The following is a 16,608-nucleotide window of genomic DNA, read 5'->3' as shown; positions in this document are numbered from 1 at the left end:
TTCTGGAGACTTCGATGAAGACGAAACTGGCCGCGCTCGCGGCGCTTGCCGGCTGTTCGGCGCTCGCGCACGCGCAATCCTCCGTCACGCTGTACGGCGTGATCGACACGGGCCTGCTGTACCAGACCACGTCGGCCGCGTCGTTCAGCCCGAGCGCGCCGAACACCGGCAAGGTGTTCCGCATGAAGGACGGCGGCATCTATTCGAGCTTCTGGGGCATCCGGGGCAGCGAGGACATCGGCGGCGGCTACAAGATCAACTTCAAGCTGCAGGGTTCGTTCGACAGCAGTACCGGCAAGCTGCAGCTGAGCGACACGCCGGGCGCCGTCGCGATCTTCAACCAGGTCGCGTCGCTCGGCGTGTCGGGCCCGTTCGGCACGTTCACGGCCGGCCGCCAGATCGTGCCGATGATCTACGCGATGGCCGACACCGACGTGCGCAATGCGCAGTTCTTCGGCAGCGTGCTGACCGCGTGGCTCGGCCTGAACACGGCCGCCGGCTGGCCGGGCACGAGCACCAACGGCGCGATCGGCGCGCTGTACGACAGCAATGCGCTCGTCTACCAGTCGCCGACGTTCGCGGGTGCGTCGATCGCGCTCGAATACGCGCCGGGCGGCGTCGCCGGGCAGTTTCAGGGCGGCACGCGCGAATCGGTCGTGCTCAGGTATGCGAACGACGGGCTGAACCTGTCGGCCGTCTACTACAACGGTCACGACACGAATCCGGCGCCGGGCGTCGCGCCGACCGGCGTCGACAACAATCGCTTCGTCTACGCCGGCGCGAAATACACGATCCGCGATTTCTCGGTGTCGGCGTCGTACGGCAACGGCCGGAATCCGTCGCATGCGGACAAGGTGAACCTCGACATGCTGTCGGCCGGCGTCGGCTATCGCTTCACGCCCGCGTTGCAGGTCACGTCCGCCATGTACTACCTGAAGGATCGCAACCGTTCCGAAAACCGCTCGACGGCGGTCGTGCTCGCGGCCGACTACAGCTTGTCGAAACGGACGATGGTCTATGCGCAGGTCGGCCACGTGAACAATCGCGGCACGATGGACCAGATGCTCGTGTACGGGCAGCCGGTCGCACCGGGCGTCGGCACCACGGCCGCGATGGTCGGGCTGCGGCACAACTTCTGACGGCGTCGGGCGAGGCGGCACCGGGGGCGCGCGGTCGAGCCCTGCATCGATTCCGCGGATCGGCTACAGTGGGCGTTTTTCGGCGCGCTCCGGCCCGCCGCCGCGCCGTGGAACGTGTTCGGGCGCGGCAGCGCAACGCTGCGCGGATCATCCACTTCGACGAGCGAACCTTCATGCCCGACCTGTCCGCCTTCCCGATCACGAAAAAATGGCCGGCCCAGCATCCCGACCGTCTCCAGCTCTATTCGCTGCCGACGCCGAACGGCGTCAAGGTGTCGATCATGCTCGAGGAAACCGGCCTGCCGTACGAGCCGCACCTCGTGCGCTTCGACACGAACGACCAGTTTTCGCCCGAATTCCTGTCGCTGAACCCGAACAACAAGATTCCCGCGATCATCGATCCGAACGGCCCCGACGGCCAGCCGCTGCCGCTGTTCGAATCGGGCGCGATCCTGATCTATCTCGCGGACAAGACGGGTCAGCTGATCCCGAAGGATCTCGCGGGCCGCTACGAGACGATCCAGTGGGTGATGTTCCAGATGGGCGGCATCGGGCCGATGTTCGGCCAGGTCGGCTTCTTCCACAAGTTCGCCGGCCGCGATTATGAGGACAAGCGCCCGCGCCAGCGCTACGTCGACGAGTCGAAGCGCCTGCTCGGCGTGCTCGACGCGCATCTCGCGAACCGCCAGTGGGTGATGGGCGATACCTACACGATCGCCGACATCGCGATCTTCCCGTGGGTGCGCAATCTGGTCGGCTTCTACGAAGCGGGCGATCTGGTCGGGTTCAGTGAATTCCGGCACGTCAAGCGGGTGCTCGACGCGTTCGTTGCGCGGCCGGCAGTGGAGCGCGGGCTCAATATTCCGGCGCGCGGCTGAGCAAGCGGGCCGCCGTGTGCGGCCTGCCGTCGGCTCGGGCCCGCCGCGTTACGCGGCGGGCTTTTTTTGCCCGCGTGGTGCGCCGGCGTCACGCGTCCGCCGCTGCGCCTTTCAGCCCCGCCAGCAACTTCCCCAGCAGTTCCGACAACTGCACCTGTTCCGCCTCCGACAGCGCCGCCAGCAGCGCACGCTGGTTGTCGATGTGCGCAACAACCGCTTCATCGATCAGCGCCCGCCCGAAATCCGTCAGCGCGACGAGCGTGCCGCGCCCGTCGGCCGGGTTCGGCCGGCGCTCGACCCACCCCGCCTTCTGCAGCCGATCGATGCGCGCGGTCATCCCGCCCGACGACATCATCAGCGCGTCGTACAGCGCGGTCGGCGTCAGCGCGAACGGCGCACCGCTGCGCCGCAGCGTCGCGAGCACGTCGAATTCGCCCGGCTGCATGCCGTAGCGCGCGAACAGCGGATTGAGACGGTCGCGCGCGATCACGAGCGCGGCTTCCTGCAACCGCCCCATCACCACCATCGACGTTGCGTCGAGATCCGGACGCTCGGCGCGCCATTGCGCGAGCGCATGCTCGGCTCGATCCATTAACCCTCCTCGGCTTGCCAGTTATCTTGACGTCGAGATAAATCACCGTTTATCTTGATGTCGAGATACTTTACCTGAAAAACGCGCGGCGCCTCGCTGGCAGCCACGTACCGATAGAGAGGGCCTTGCAATGAATCGCTTCACTTCCCCCGGATGGCGGCTCGCCGCGATCGTGCTCGTCGGGCTGAACCTGCGGCCGGCGCTCGCCGCGGTCGGCCCGTTGCTCGACATGATCCAGCGCGCGACGGGGATCGGCGACGGCGCGGCCAGCTTGCTGACGACGATCCCGATCCTGCTGATGGGGCTCGGCGCACTGAGCGCGCGGCGCCTGCAGCGCCTCACCGGGATCGCGGGCGGCGTGTGGCTCGGTGTCGCGTTGATCGGGCTGGCTTGCGCGTCGCGCGTCGGTGCGCAGCATGCGTGGCTGCTGCTCGCGAGTGCGTGCTGCGCGGGCGTCGGGATCGCGATGGTGCAGGCGCTGTTGCCCGGCTTCGTGAAGGCGCATTTCGCAACCCGCATCGGCGGGGCGATGGGTGTCTACTCGACGTCGATCATGGGCGGTGCGGTGCTCGCGAGCGTCATCGCACCATTTGCCGCGGCGCGCTGGGGCTGGCTCGCCGCGCTTGCAGGCTGGGCGTTGCCGGCGGCGCTCGCGGCGCTGGCCTGGCCGCTGGCGAGCCGCGGTGGCGACGCGCTTGCCGCCGGGCCGGCGTCGGTATCGAATGCGCGGCCGTTGCGTTCGCCGCGCGCATGGCGGCTCGCGCTGTTCTTCGGCATCGCGACCGGCGCTTACACGCTGGTGCTCGCGTGGCTGCCGCCGTACTACATGCGGCTCGGCTGGTCGCCGACCGCGGCCGGCAGCCTGCTCGGCGGCGTGACGCTCGCGGAAGTCGTCGCGGGGCTGACGATTTCCGCGACGATCGACCGTCTGCCCGATCGCCGGCCCGCGCTGCATGCGGCGATCGCGTCGCTGTTCGTCGGGTTGCTGGTGATGCTGGCCGCACCGGAAGCGCTCGCATTGCCGGCCGCGCTGCTCGTCGGCGCGGGAATCGGCGCGCTGTTTCCGCTGTCGCTGATCGTCACGGTCGACCATGCGGCGACGCCGGCCGATGCCGCGTCGCTGACGGGGTTCGTGCAGGGTATCGGTTACTTGATCGCCGGCTTGTTCCCGTTCGCGGCCGGCATCGTGCGCCAGCATCTCGCCGACCTGACGCCCGCATGGATCGCGATGGCGTGCCTGTGTGTCGCGCTGTTCGTGCTCGCGGCCGGATTCGCGCCGAAACGGGTGCGGCAGATGGCGCGAGCCTGAGCGACACCGCGGACCAGCGGCGCGGGCGTCTGCATGCCCGGTGTCGTCCCGGTCATGCTCGCTCGCGCACCGGCAATATCCTCGCGGCCCGTCCAGATACTCGGCTCCACGGCGCTGGCGTGTTCAGCCTGCGCTCGCGTACAGCGTCGAATCCGCGAACCCTTCGGCGTCGAGCACGCGCCCGATCAGGATCAGCGCGGTGCGCTCGATCTGCGTGCCCTGCACCTTGCCGACGATGTCGGCCAGCGTGCCCGTCACGCGCTCCTCGTCGGGCCAGCTCGCGCGATAGATCACCGCCACCGGGCAATCGGCGCCGTAATGCGGCAGCACTTCGTCGACGATGCGCGCGAGGTGGCGCACGCCGAGATGGATCGCGAGCGTCGCGCGGTGCGCGGCCAGCCCGCCGAGCGCCTCGCCTTCCGGCAGCGTCGTCTTGCCCGCGAAGCGCGTGAGGATTACCGTCTGTGCGACGCCGGGCAGCGTCAGCTCGACGCCGAGCGTCGCCGCGCACGCGGCCGTGGCCGTCACGCCCGGCACGATTTCGTACGGAATCCCGAGCGCTTTCAGGCGGCGGATCTGCTCGCCGATCGCGCCGTACAGCGACGGGTCGCCCGAATGCACGCGCGCGACGTCCTGCCCGTTCGCGTGCGCGGCGGCGAGCAGCGCGACGATCGCGTCGAGGTCGAGCTCGGCCGTGTTGACGACCTGCTCCGCGCGATGACCGTCGAGCACGGCAGCCGGCACGAGCGAGCCCGCGTACAGGATCACTGGGCACGTGCGCACGAGGCGCTGGCCCTTCACCGTGATCAGCTCCGGGTCGCCGGGGCCCGCGCCGATGAAATACACCGTCATCGAAATTTCTCCGTCAATTCGTTGAGTGGCCGCTGCGTCGCGTCACGCGCGCGCGGCCGGATCGAGTGCGTCGATGAGCGCCGGGACCGAGTCGAGCGCGCGGTCGGCATCGGGCAGCGGCGGCCGGCGCAGCATCACGACCGGCAGCCCGCGTTCGCGCGCGACGTCGAGCTTGGCCTCGGTGGCCGCGCCGCCGCTGTTCTTGCTGACGACGACGTCGATGCCCGCCAGCGCGAACAGCGCGCGCTCGCCGTCGAGCGTGAACGGCCCGCGCGCGGCGACGACCTGCGCACGGGCGTTGCCGGGATGCGTGTCGAGGCAGCGGACGAGCCAGAACTGGTGTGGCGGGATCGCATCGAGATGCGCGAGCGGTTCGCGGCCGAGCGTGAACAGCGGGCGCCGGAACGGCGCGAGCGCGGCCTCGATGCCGGCCCAGTCGTCGACCATCCGCCAGTCGTCGCCCGGCTGCGGCGTCCACGGCGCGCGGCGCAGCGCCCACAGCGGCACGCCCGCGTCGCGCGTCGCCGCCGCGGCGTTCGCGCTGATTTGCGCGGCATACGGATGCGTGGCGTTGATCACGAGGCCGATGCCGGCGTCGCGCAGATACGCGGTGAGCCCGGCTGCGCCGCCGAACCCGCCGACGCGCACGTCGCAGCGCAGATCGTCGGGCGTCTTGCCGAGGCCGGCGAGACTGTAGACATGATGCGGGCCGAGCGCGCGCGCGATTTTCAGCGCGTCGCCGGTGCCGCCGAGCAGCAGGATGCGCGCGCTCATCGCGCCGCCCCGACGAAGCGGCCCTGCCGATCGATCGCGAACATCTCGACCGCGACCGACGGCGGCACGATGTCGCGCGCCACCTGCAAGGCATGCGCGCAGACCAGATCGCCGAGCGGCACGGCGTCGGCCTGCGCGAGTTTCAACGCTTCCTGGCTCGTGTTCGCCGCGCGCATCGCGGCCTGCAGCGCGTCGCTCGCACCGGCTTCGGCCGCCCACTGCGCGAGCAGCGGCAGGTCGATGCTCGAATGGCGGCTGTGCAGATCGAGATGGCCGGCCGCGAGCTTGCTCAGCTTGCCGAAGCCGCCGCACATCGACAGGCGCGCGACCGGCGCGCGCCGCAGATGCTTGAGCACCGCGCCCGCGAAATCGCCCATCTCGATCAGCGCCATGTCGGGCAGCTGGTAGTGCGCGCGCATCGCGTCCTCGCTCGCGTTGCCCGTGCAGGCCGCGATGTGCGTGATGCCGTTCGCGCGCGCGACGTCGATGCCCTGATGAATCGACGCGATATAGGCCGAACACGAGAACGGCCGCACGATGCCGGTCGTGCCGAGGATCGACAGCCCGCCGACGATGCCCAGCCGCGGGTTCATCGTCTTCAGCGCGAGCGCCTCGCCGCCTTCGACGCCGATCGTCACGTCGAAGCCGCCCGCGTAGCCGTGCTCGGCCGCAAGCGCCTCCAGGTGCGTGGTCATCATCTGGCGCGGCACCGGATTGATCGCCGGTTCGCCGACCGGCAGCGTCAGCCCCGCGCGCGTGACCGTGCCGACGCCCGGCCCGGCATGAAAGCGCACGCCGGGCGCCGCCGCGCGCGCGACGCGAGCGAAGATCAGCGCGCCATGCGTGACGTCCGGATCGTCGCCGGCATCCTTGATCGTGCCGGCTTCGGCGCCGTCGGCGGTCGTGCGGCAGAACTCGAGCCGCATCATCACGCGCTGCCCCTTCGGCAGCACGATCTCGACCGCGTCGTCCGCGTGACCCGTGAGCAGCAGCCGCGCGGCCGCGAGCGACGTCGCGGTCGCGCAACTGCCGGTCGTGTAGCCGAAGCGCAGCGGCGCGGGCTGTTCGGGGGTTTCGTCGCGCATCACGCGTCCGTTGGGTTCGACGGATGCGACGCGCCGGCCACGGCAGCCGCATCCGCGGCATCGGGCTTGCGCGCGTCGTACAGCGTGACCGGCAGCGGCTGCCGCCACGTGTCGAAGCGGCCGAGCGGTTCGGCATGCGCGAACGATACGCGCGTAAGCGTGCCGCCGTGCACATCGCGCCAGGCGGCGAGCGCCATCTCGCCCTGCAGCGTGACCGCGTTCGCGACCAGCCGCCCGCCGGGTTTCAGCGACGCCCAGCACGCGTCGAGCACGCCGGGCGCCGTCGCGCCGCCGCCGATGAAGATCGCGTCGGGCGCGGCGAGCCCCGCAAGCGCTGCAGGCGCACGGCCCGCGACGAGTTGCAGGCCCGGCACGCCGAGCGTATCGCGGTTGTGTTCGATGAAGCGTTGACGCTCGGCATGCGCTTCGATCGCGATCGCTTGGCAGGATGGATGCGCGCGCATCCATTCGATGCCGATCGAGCCGCTGCCGGCGCCGACGTCCCACAGCAGTTCGCCGGGCGCGGGCGCGAGGCGACCGAGCGTCATCGCGCGCAGGTCGCGCTTGGTGAGCTGGCCGTCGTGGCGGTACGCATCGTCGGGCAGGCCGGGCGTGAGCGCGCGGCGCGGTGCGTCGGGGCCCGCCTGGCAGTCGAGCGCGACGAGATTGAGCGCGGCGGTTTCGTCGACGTGCCAGTCTTGCGCGAGGCCATCGATCCGTCGCTCGAGCGGGCCGCCGAGGTGTTCGAACACGCTGATGCGCGTCGGCCCGAAGCCGCGCGCGGCGAGTTCGGCCGCGACGGCGGCCGGCGTGCGGCCGTCGGCGCTCAGCACGAACAGGCGCCGGCCCGGCAGCAGGTGGCGGGCCAGCGTCGCGAGCGGACGCCCGACCAGCGAGACCGCGCCGACGTCCTGCAGCGCCCAGCCGAGGCGCGCCGCGGCGAGCGACAGCGACGACGGCGCGGGCAGCACGCGCCATTCGTCGGGAGAAAGCTGGCGGGCGAGCGTCGCGCCGACGCCGAACAGCATCGGGTCGCCGCTCGCGAGCACGCACACCGGCGCGCCGCGGCGCGCGAGCAGCCCCGACAGGTCGAACGGCGACGGCCATGCTTCGCGCGTCGCGCGCAGTCGCGCGGGCAGCATGTCGAGCTGCCGCTTCGCGCCGACCACGTGCGCCGCATCGAGCAGCGCGCGCCGCGCGTGGCGTCCGAGCCCCGCGTAACCGTCGTCGCCGATGCCCACTACCGTCAGCCACGCCGTCATGCACCCTTCCCCATCGTTCGATTTCATCGTGTCGCCGCGCGGCCGTGAAAGCGCCGGTGCAGCCGTCCGCGTTGCAAAAAACGGCATGGTACCGTGTTCCACCCCGCGTTTCACCTGCCCGCCCGCTCGCGCGCGGCCGTTGCCCGCTTCGCCCGCCGCGAACCGCCAGCCGGTCGCGAATCGCGACCGAAATCGGGTATCCTACGGCCGTTCGTTCGCCGGTGCCCTTCGGGGCCGAAGAGGGAACACAGGGCGCCCCGCGCGCCGCTGTGGCTGCCCCCGCAACTGTAGACAGCGAGCCGATCTCCCTCCTCATGCCACTGGTTTCACCGGGAAGGCCGGGAGTCGGCGCCGACCTGTCAGCCAGGAGACCTGCCGGCCAGAAAGTGCGTGCGTGCCAGTCGGCGTCGGGCGGGGTGTACCGATGCGTTGGCCGCGGCGCCACACTGTTCCGGTATCCCGTTGAGTTCCGCCCCCGATTCGATTCCTGCGTCGCCCGTCGTGCGCCCGTCGGCCTGCCCGGGGCTCGTGCGCGTGGTCGCGGCCGCCGACGGCGGGTTGTGCCGGATCAAGCTGCCGGGCGGCCGGCTCGACGCGCGCCAGGCGCGTGCGATCGCCGCCGCCGCGCGCCGGTACGGTTCCGGCGCGATCGATGCGACCAATCGTGCGAATCTCCAGTTGCGCGGCATTCGCGACGGCGCGACCGATGCGTTGACCCACGCGCTGCTCGAAGCGGGGCTCGGCCCGCGCGCAAGCGCCGGCGACACCGCCGCCGAGGCGGCCGCGCTCGCGGCGAGCGACGACGTCCGCAACGTGCTGCTCAGCCCGCTCGCCGGGCACGACCCGACCGCGCTCGTCGATAGCCACGCGCTCGCCGTGCCGCTGCTCGACATGCTGGCGAACGAGCCGCGCCGCGGCGAACTGTCGCCGAAATTCTCGATCCAGCTCGATGGCGGCGAAGCGGTCGCGGCGCTCGATCATCCGCACGACATCTGGCTCGCCGCGTGGCGCCGCGCCGACGGCGCGGTACGTCTTGCGGCGGGGCTGGCCGGCTGTCCGCCGGTGGCGCCCGGCGACCGGCCCGCGTCGGTCGACGTGTCGCCCGATCAGGGCGTCGCGCTGGTGCGGGCGCTGCTGCGCGCGTTCCTCGATCTCGCGCCGGCCGACGTCACGCGGATGCGCGCGTTGCTCGCGATGTGCGGCGAACGCACGCTGTTCGAACGCGCCCGGCGCTACCTGCCCTTTCCGCTCGCGGCCGATCCGGCGCTTGCCGGCTGGCGGCGCACGCATGCCGACCCGGCGTTGCGTTTCGGCGCGCAGCCGTCGCGCGCCGCGGCCCGCTGCAGCGTCGGCGCGCAATTCGCGCTCGGGCGGCTCGACGCGGCGCAACTGGAACGGCTCGCCGCGCTGGCCGAAGCCGACGGCGACGGCACGCTGTCGATGACGCCGTGGCAAGGCGTGTTCATGCACGGCGTGCCGAACGAACGTGCGGTGGCGATGCGCGAAGCACTCAAGTCGCTCGGCCTCGTAGGCGCGGCGTCCGAGCCGCTGGCGGCGCTCGTCGCCTGTACCGGCAGCGCGGGCTGCGCGAAAGCGCACGCCGACACGAAACACGACGCACTCGCGCTCGCCGCCCGCATCGGCCGGCCGCTCGACGTGCACCTGACCGGCTGCGCGCGCCACTGCGCGCTGCCGCATCCCGCGACGCATACGCTCGTCGCGGTGGCGCCCGCACACTACGACCTTTACCGGCGCGACGCGACCACGGGCCTCGGCGCCCTGCTCGCGCGCCATCTGACGATTGACCAGGCCGCGGTCCGACTCATGGACGCGCGGCACAGCCAGGACACCACCGATGCTTGACTATATTCGCGACGGGCAGGAAATCTACCGCCAGTCGTTCGCGACGATCCGCGCCGAGGCCGACCTGTCGCAGGTTCCGCCCGATCTCGAGAAACTCGCGGTGCGCGTGATCCACGCGTGCGGGATGGTCGACGTCGTGTACGACCTGCGCTTCTCGGCCGGCGCCGGCACGGCCGGCCGCACGGCGCTCGCGGCCGGTGCGCCGATCCTGTGCGACGCGAGGATGGTCGCCGAAGGCATCACGCGCGCGCGGCTGCCCGCGGCCAACCGCGTGATCTGCACGCTCGGCGAGCCGGAGGTGCCCGAGCTCGCGCGCCGGCTCGGCAACACGCGTTCGGCCGCCGCGCTCGAACTGTGGCGCCCGCATCTCGCGGGCAGCGTCGTCGTGATCGGCAATGCGCCGACCGCGCTGTTCCACCTGCTCGACATGATCGACGCCGGCGCGCCGCGCCCCGCGCTGATCCTCGGTTTCCCGGTCGGCTTCATCGGCGCGGCCGAATCGAAGGCGATGCTCGACGCCGACAGCCGCGGCGTGCCGTACGTCGCGCTGCTCGGCCGGCGCGGCGGCAGCGCGATGGCGGCCGCCGCGGTCAATGCGCTTGCAACGGAGGTCGAATGACGACCGCGCGCGGACGGCTGTTCGGGGTGGGCGTCGGCCCCGGCGATCCCGAGCTGATGACGATCAAGGCGCTGCGCGTACTGCAGGCCGCGCCCGTGGTCGCGTATTTCGTCGCGAAGGGCAAGAAAGGCAACGCGTACGGCATCGTCGAAGCGCACCTGCTCGACGGGCAGACGCAACTGCCGCTGGTCTACCCGGTGACGACCGAGGTGCTGCCGCCGCCGCTCTGCTACGAGACGGTGATCGCCGATTTCTACGACACCGCGGCCGAGATCGTCGCGGCGCACCTCGATGCGGGCCGCGACGTCGCGGTGATCTGCGAAGGCGACCCGTTCTTCTACGGCTCGTACATGTACCTGCACGACCGCCTCGCGCCGCGTTACGACACCGAGGTGATCCCCGGCGTGTGCGCGATGCTCGGCGGCACGGCCGTGCTCGGCCAGCCACTCGTGTATCGCAACCAGAGCCTGTCGGTGCTGTCGGGCGTGCTGCCCGAGCATGAACTGCGCGAGCGGCTCGCGCGGGCCGACGCGGCCGTCGTGATGAAGCTCGGCCGCAATTTCGACAAGGTGCGAGGCGTGCTCGACGAACTCGGGCTTGCGAAGCGCGCGCGGTACGTCGAGCGCGCGACGATGGCCAACCAGCGCATCGTACCGCTCGACGAGGTCGATCCGATGGCGTCGCCGTATTTCTCGCTGCTCGTCGTGCCGGGGGAAAAATGGCAAGGATGATGACGCCGCCCGCGATCGTGATCCTCGGCGCGGGCGCGCTCGATACCGCGCGGCGGATCCAGGCGCGTTACCCGGGCGCCCGTGTGCACGGTCTCGCGTCGCGCGTCGACGCCGACGTGCCGTTCGACGAGCTCGGCGCGCACCTGCGCGAACTCTATGCACGCGGCTTGCCGATCGTCGCGCTGTGCGCGGCCGGCATCGTGATCCGCTGCCTCGCGCCCGCGCTTGCCGACAAGGGCGTCGAGCCGCCGGTGCTCGCGGTCGCGGAGGACGGCTCGGCCGTCGTGCCGCTGCTCGGCGGGCTGACGGGCGTCAACGTGATCGCGCGCGAGATCGCCGAATGCGTCGGTGTCGCGCCGGCGATCACGACGAGCGGCGAGCTGCGCTTCGGCGCGTGCGTGCTCAATCCGCCGGAAGGCTATGCGCTCGCCGATCTCGCGCAGGGCAAGCGCTTCGTGTCCGACCTGCTCGCGGGCGCGTCGACGCGCATCGACGGCGCGGCGCCGTGGCTCGACGACGTCGCGCTGCCCCGTGATGCCGCGGCCGCGCACGCGATTCGCGTGACGCCCGATGCGTGGCGTGGCGCGCGCGACGAGCTTGTGATTCATCCGCGCAGCGTGGTGATCGGTGTTGCCGCGGATGTCGTGCATGCAGGCGAAGCGCTTGCTGCGCGCATCGACGCCATGCTCGACGCACAGGGCCTCGCGCGGCTGGCGCTCGCGGCCATCGTCGCGCCGGTGTCGGCGATCGGCGACGCCGCGCTGGAAGCCGCGGCGAGCACGCTCGACGTGCCGCTGCGTTTCGTCGATAGCGATCGCGACGGCGACGCGGCAGCCGACGCCGCCACGCTGCTCGGTCGTGCGTTGCGCGTCGCGCATACGCTTCGTGGCGAATCGCACGGTCTCGCGTGCGCGGTCGCATCGCAGCCGGTCGACCCGGCCACGCTCGGCCGCGCACGCGGCCGCCTGACGGTGCTCGGCCTCGGCCCGGGCGCCGCCGCGTGGCTCACGCCGGCCGCGCGCGCGGCGCTCGCGGACGCGACCGACATTCTCGGCTATACGACCTACGTGAACATGGCCGGCCCGTTTCGGGCGGACCAGCGCGTGCACGGCACCGACAATCGCGAGGAAATGCAGCGCGCGCGCCATGCGTTCGAACTGGCGGCCGAGGGCCGGCGCGTCGCGGTCGTGTCGTCGGGCGACCCGGGCGTGTTCGCGATGGCTGCTGCCGTGCTCGAAGCGCTCGACGAAGCGCGCGACCCGCAATGGGCCGCGGTCGACCTGCGCGTGGAGCCCGGCATCTCGGCGTCGCTCGCGACGGCCGCGCAGGCCGGCGCACCGCTCGGCCACGACTTCTGCGCGATCTCGCTGTCGGACAACCTGAAGCCGTGGGGCGTGATCGAGACGCGCCTGCAACACGCGGCGCAAGCCGATCTCGTGATGGCGTTCTACAACCCGATTTCGCGCGCGCGGCCGTGGCAGCTCGACCGTGCGCTCGACATCGTGCGCGCGCATCGCGCGGCCGATACGGTGGTCGTGCTCGGCCGCGATATCGGGCGGCCGGGCGCGACGCTTGCGACGACGACCCTCGGCGCACTGCGCAGCGACCAGGTCGACATGCGCACGATGGTGATCGTCGGCTCGTCGACGACGCGGCGCTTCGCGATCGGCAACGCACGCGAATGGGTCTACACGCCGCGCTGGTATCGCTGAACGTCGCGGCGCGCGTACCGAATCCGGCGGCGCTCGCGCGAATGCGCATGCCTGCGAGCCGCTGACCGGCGCGTCGCCGGTTCGCTGCAACCGGTCCATGCACGCGCTGCCTCCCGGTCAGCCGGAAAAAGTGCCCGCTCCGCGTTTCGCAACGCGATCGAATCGGCAAGATCGTTACGTATCGGGAATCGAATAACAAAAAGAAGAACACCTAAATTCCCTATTCGACCTGAATCCTCCAAGATAGGCACGCCGCCGACGGGACACGTGCCTGTCCCGCCGGCGGCGATACGCAGGCCAGCGTATCCCTCTTCCACTTGGAGAACACAGAATGAACAACAATGTGTTGCCGCGTTTCGTTCCGCGTGCGTTTGCCGCGGGTTGTCTGCTCGCGATGGCGAGCGTGTCGCACGGTGCCGGCGTCTATGCACCCTATGTCGACGTGACGCTCTATCCGACACCGCTGGTCGACCAGATCGGCGTGCGCCAGGGCATCCAGCAGTTCACGCTCGCATTCGTGGTCGCGGGCAACGGCTGCGTGCCGTCGTGGGGCGGTGTCCAGCCGATCGGCAACGGCGCGAGCGGCGGCCTGCTGACCGCGCTGTCCACGTCGATCGCGAGCTATCGCGCGAAAGGCGGCGAAGTCGCCGTGTCGTTCGGTGGCGCGAACGGCACGCCGCTGATGCAGGCATGCTCGACGGTCCCCGCGCTGAAGAGCGCGTACCAGACGGTGATCGACACGTACGGCCTCACGCACATCGACTTCGACATCGAGGGCGCGTCGCAGCAGGACACGGCTGCGGTCGCGCGCAACTTCCAGGCGGTCGCGCAACTGCAGGCCGACTACGCGACGAAGGGCAAGCCGCTGCACGTGACGCTGACGCTGCCGACGATGCCGACCGGGCTCACGCAGGACGGCGTGAACGTCGTCAACGCGGCCATCGCGAACAAGGCCACGTTCGATGCGGTCAACGTGATGGCGATGGATTACGGCCCCGCGAACCTCGATATGGGCGCCGCCGCGATCAGCGCCGCGCAGGCGCTCTACTCGCAGCTCGACACGGCGTTCAAGTCGGCCGGGCAGCCGAAGACCAATGCGCAGCTGTGGCAGATGGTCGGCGTGACGCCGATGATCGGCGTGAACGACGTGCAAGGCGAAACGTTCACGCTCGCGAATGCGCAGACCGTGCTGAACGCGGCAATCGCGAACGGCTACGGCTTCTTCGGCAACTGGTCGGTCGGCCGCGATCAGGCGTGCCCGTCCGGCGGCACGTATGCGTCACCGACCTGCTCGGGCGTCGCGCAGCAACCGTACGCGTTCGCGACGATCTTCAAGAAGCTCGACGGCAAGTGGGGCGCGGGCGTCACGCAAGACCCGAACTACGGCGGCGGTTCGGACGGCGGCACGCCGCAGCCGGGCGCACCGTGGGCGGCCGGCCAGGTCTATACGGCCGGCGCGACGGTCACCTACCAGGGCACGACGTATCAGGCGCAGTGGTGGACGCAGGGCGACGTGCCCGGCCAGGCGGCCGTGTGGAAGCCGGTCGGCGGCGGCACGCCCGCGTGGTCGGCGACGACCGCCTACCAGGGCGGCACGTGCGTGACGTACCAAGGCGCGAAGTATTGCGCGAAATGGTGGACGCAGGGCGACAACCCGAGCGCGGGCGGCGTGTGGGTGAAGTCGTGACGCTGCGACGCGCTCGCGCGTGACGCGCGGCGGGCCGTTTCCGGCGTGTCAGCACCGAACGCCGGCGCCGGCCCGCTGCCTGCGCCGTCGCGCGCCGCGGCCCTACCCGCGCGCGTGCTCGGCCAGCAGCCGCGCCTTCGCGTCGACGAGCAGCGCCGCATGCGTGTCGCGATGCAGGCGAATCCGCTCGGTCGGCCCGACGACCGACAGCCCGTACCAGTCGCCGTCGAGCATCAGCGCCACCGCGATCGCCGACAGTTCGGGCGCGCTCTCGCCGAAGTTCTCGGCCCAGCCGAGTTCGCGAAACCGCGCGGTCTGCGCGACGAGCGCCGGCAGGTCGGCCACCGTCGCGTCGGTGAAGCGCTCGAACGGCAGTTGCCCGCCGAGCGCCTGCTGCGCGTCGCCCGCGAGTTCCGCGAAGATCGCCTTGCCGATCGAGTTCGCGTGCAGCGGGCGCAGCTCGCCCGGCTGGCGCGTATAGCGGATCGCCTGCTCCGATTCGACGACGTCGAGATACGTGACCGACGCGCCCTGGATCTTGCCGAGCACGGCGGTTTCGCGACTCGCGTCGCGCAGTGCGACGAGGTGCGGATGCACGATGTCGACGACCGGATCGGGCGCGTCGATCGCCGCGGCGATCGTCTGCAGGCGCCGCGTCGGATAGTAGCCACCGCGCTTGCGCACTTCGTACAGGTAGCCGCGGCTCACGAGCGTGCGCGCCATCGCGAGGCAGCTCGACGCCGGCACGTTGAGAAGGCGCGCGAGTTCGGTGAGCGGCAGCGGCCGCCGTTCGGCGGCGAACAGCTCGAACAGGTCGAGCGTGCGGGCAACGAGTTTGACGTCCATGACGAGCGCTTGATTCGGAACGGGAAACCGCGCGCCGGGCGGGCCGCCGGGTCGCTACGGTCAGTACGACTTCGGCAGCCCGAGCACCTTCTCCGCGATGTAGCACAGGATCAGTTGCGGACTCACGGGCGCGAGCCTCGGAATCATACACTCGCGCAGGTAGCGCTCGACATGGTATTCCTTCGCGTACCCCATCCCGCCGTGCGTCGCGATCGCCGTCTGGCAGGCCTGGAACGCGGCTTCTGCGCCGAGGTATTTCGCCGCGTTCGCCTCCGCGCCGCACGCCTGGCCCGCGTCGTAGCGCGTCGCGGCCTTCATCACCATCAGCCACGCGGCCTCGAGCTGCATCCACGCCTGCGCGAGCGGATGCTGGATCGACTGGTTCTGCCCGATCGGCCGACCGAACACCACGCGCTCGCACGCATACTGCGTCGCGCGGCGCAGCGCGGCCTGCCCGAGCCCGATCGCCTCCGCGGCGATCAGGATGCGTTCCGGGTTCAGCCCGTGCAGCAGATAGCGAAAGCCGTCGCCTTCGTTGCCGATCAGGTCGTCGCGCGACACGCGCAGGTTGTCGATGAACAGCATGTTCGAATCGACCGCCTTGCGGCCCATCTTCTCGATCTCGCGCACTTCGACGCGCGAACGGTCGAGGTCGGTATAGAACAGGCTCAGCCCGTCGGTCGGCTTCGCGACCTGGTCGAGCGGCGTCGTGCGCGCGATGATCAGCATCTTGTTCGCGACCTGCGCGGTCGAGATCCAGATCTTGCGCCCGCTCAGCACGTAGTGATCGCCGTCGCGGCGCGCCTGCGTGCTCAGGTGCGTGGTGTCGAGCCCGGCGTCGGGTTCGGTCACCGCGAAGCACGCCTTGTCGTGCCCGGCGATCAGCGGCGGCAGGAAGCGCGTCTTCTGCGCGTCGTTGCCGAACACCTGCACCGGGTTCAGCCCGAAGATGTTCATGTGAACGGCCGACGCGCCGGACAGGCCGGCGCCCGACGCGCTGATCGTGCGCATCATCAGCGCCGCCTCGGTCATCCCGAGCCCGGCGCCGCCGTAGGCCGGGTCCATTGCGATGCCGAGCCAGCCGGCCTCGGCGAGCGCCGCGTGGAAATCGGCCGGAAATCCGCCCGCGCGATCGCGTTCGAGCCAGTAGTCGTCGCCGAAGCGCTCGCAGATTTTCTCGATCGCGCTTTCGATCGCGCGCTGGTCGTCGGTCAGGTCGAACTGCATGGACTGCTCTCCCGGGAAGCGTGAACGGCCGC

The 16,608-nt window shown here is 70.8% G+C and carries 15 protein-coding genes and 1 riboswitch; of the genes, 8 read left to right on the top strand and 7 right to left on the bottom strand.

The genetic code is table 11. The features are described 5' to 3' along the window. The first annotated feature begins 14 nt into the window (after positions 1–14). Both DTA15_RS00220 and DTA15_RS00215 read left to right on the top strand, forming a co-directional pair. On the top strand, positions 15–1,139 hold the full coding sequence (locus DTA15_RS00220; protein WP_006481520.1) for a porin: 1,125 nt from the start codon (positions 15–17) through the stop codon (positions 1,137–1,139). Positions 1,140–1,312: 173 nt separating this feature from the next. After that, the gene (locus DTA15_RS00215) at positions 1,313–2,017 is read left to right on the top strand and encodes a glutathione S-transferase N-terminal domain-containing protein (RefSeq protein ID WP_034178376.1); all 705 of its coding nucleotides are present in this window, start codon (positions 1,313–1,315) and stop codon (positions 2,015–2,017) included. Between the two features lie 88 nt (positions 2,018–2,105). On the opposite strand, the gene DTA15_RS00210 is transcribed toward DTA15_RS00215, so the two are convergent. After that, on the bottom strand, positions 2,106–2,609 hold the full coding sequence (locus tag DTA15_RS00210) for a MarR family winged helix-turn-helix transcriptional regulator (RefSeq protein WP_006481517.1): 504 nt from the start codon (positions 2,607–2,609) through the stop codon (positions 2,106–2,108). 130 nt (positions 2,610–2,739) lie between these two features. On the opposite strand from DTA15_RS00210, the gene DTA15_RS00205 reads away from it, so the two are divergent. Further along, positions 2,740–3,918: an MFS transporter gene (locus DTA15_RS00205; protein ID WP_012492618.1), complete on the top strand. Its 1,179-nt coding sequence runs from the start codon at positions 2,740–2,742 to the stop codon at positions 3,916–3,918. A 123-nt stretch (positions 3,919–4,041) separates the two neighbouring features. Here the strand turns inward: DTA15_RS00205 and cobM are convergent, their stop codons facing one another. The 4 genes from cobM to DTA15_RS00185 are packed head-to-tail and all read right to left on the bottom strand — an operon-like array spanning position 4,042 to position 7,891. Next, positions 4,042–4,770: a precorrin-4 C(11)-methyltransferase gene (gene cobM, locus DTA15_RS00200; RefSeq protein WP_006481714.1), complete on the bottom strand. Its 729-nt coding sequence runs from the start codon at positions 4,768–4,770 to the stop codon at positions 4,042–4,044. 42 nt (positions 4,771–4,812) lie between these two features. Beyond that, positions 4,813–5,544: a cobalt-precorrin-6A reductase gene (locus DTA15_RS00195; RefSeq protein ID WP_006493803.1), complete on the bottom strand. Its 732-nt coding sequence runs from the start codon at positions 5,542–5,544 to the stop codon at positions 4,813–4,815. Then, positions 5,541–6,629 (bottom strand): cobalt-precorrin-5B (C(1))-methyltransferase, encoded by a 1,089-nt coding sequence (locus DTA15_RS00190; RefSeq protein WP_006484852.1) that lies wholly within the window; start codon positions 6,627–6,629, stop codon positions 5,541–5,543. The genes DTA15_RS00195 and DTA15_RS00190 overlap by 4 nt, the downstream gene beginning before the upstream one ends. Continuing rightward, complete coding sequence (locus tag DTA15_RS00185; protein WP_034195700.1) at positions 6,629–7,891, bottom strand: bifunctional cobalt-precorrin-7 (C(5))-methyltransferase/cobalt-precorrin-6B (C(15))-methyltransferase; 1,263 nt, start codon at positions 7,889–7,891, stop codon at positions 6,629–6,631. The genes DTA15_RS00190 and DTA15_RS00185 overlap by 1 nt, the downstream gene beginning before the upstream one ends. Before the next feature lie 202 nt (positions 7,892–8,093). Continuing rightward, positions 8,094–8,285, top strand: a riboswitch (cobalamin riboswitch). Positions 8,286–8,392: 107 nt separating this feature from the next. Between DTA15_RS00185 and cobG the strand changes: the two genes are divergently transcribed. The 5 genes from cobG to DTA15_RS00160 all read left to right on the top strand — a co-directional run bounded on the left by cobG (position 8,393) and on the right by DTA15_RS00160 (position 14,503). Beyond that, positions 8,393–9,754: a precorrin-3B synthase gene (cobG, locus tag DTA15_RS00180; RefSeq protein ID WP_012492616.1), complete on the top strand. Its 1,362-nt coding sequence runs from the start codon at positions 8,393–8,395 to the stop codon at positions 9,752–9,754. Continuing rightward, positions 9,747–10,373: a precorrin-8X methylmutase gene (locus DTA15_RS00175; RefSeq protein WP_006491059.1), complete on the top strand. Its 627-nt coding sequence runs from the start codon at positions 9,747–9,749 to the stop codon at positions 10,371–10,373. Before cobG ends, DTA15_RS00175 begins: the two co-directional genes overlap by 8 nt. Continuing rightward, on the top strand, positions 10,370–11,104 hold the full coding sequence (locus tag DTA15_RS00170; protein WP_012492615.1) for a precorrin-2 C(20)-methyltransferase: 735 nt from the start codon (positions 10,370–10,372) through the stop codon (positions 11,102–11,104). Before DTA15_RS00175 ends, DTA15_RS00170 begins: the two co-directional genes overlap by 4 nt. Next, positions 11,101–12,816: a precorrin-3B C(17)-methyltransferase gene (gene cobJ / locus DTA15_RS00165; RefSeq protein WP_020979801.1), complete on the top strand. Its 1,716-nt coding sequence runs from the start codon at positions 11,101–11,103 to the stop codon at positions 12,814–12,816. The genes DTA15_RS00170 and cobJ overlap by 4 nt, the downstream gene beginning before the upstream one ends. A gap of 331 nt (positions 12,817–13,147) precedes the next feature. Then, positions 13,148–14,503, top strand: a complete 1,356-nt coding sequence (locus DTA15_RS00160) for a chitinase (RefSeq protein WP_006491424.1) — start codon at positions 13,148–13,150, stop codon at positions 14,501–14,503. Positions 14,504–14,605: 102 nt separating this feature from the next. Here the strand turns inward: DTA15_RS00160 and DTA15_RS00155 are convergent, their stop codons facing one another. Continuing rightward, positions 14,606–15,349 carry an IclR family transcriptional regulator gene (locus DTA15_RS00155; RefSeq protein ID WP_006482989.1) on the bottom strand — a complete coding sequence of 248 codons (744 nt, stop codon included), beginning with the start codon at positions 15,347–15,349 and terminating at the stop codon, positions 14,606–14,608. Positions 15,350–15,409: 60 nt separating this feature from the next. Next, on the bottom strand, positions 15,410–16,576 hold the full coding sequence (locus tag DTA15_RS00150) for an acyl-CoA dehydrogenase family protein (RefSeq protein ID WP_006482987.1): 1,167 nt from the start codon (positions 16,574–16,576) through the stop codon (positions 15,410–15,412). Positions 16,577–16,608 lie beyond the last annotated feature (32 nt).

This window comes from Burkholderia cenocepacia, assembly GCF_900446215.1.
GTDB classification, from domain to species: domain Bacteria; phylum Pseudomonadota; class Gammaproteobacteria; order Burkholderiales; family Burkholderiaceae; genus Burkholderia; species Burkholderia cenocepacia.
The sequence above is the reverse complement of the archived record's forward strand: the minus strand, read 5'-3'. Positions and strand labels throughout refer to the sequence as shown.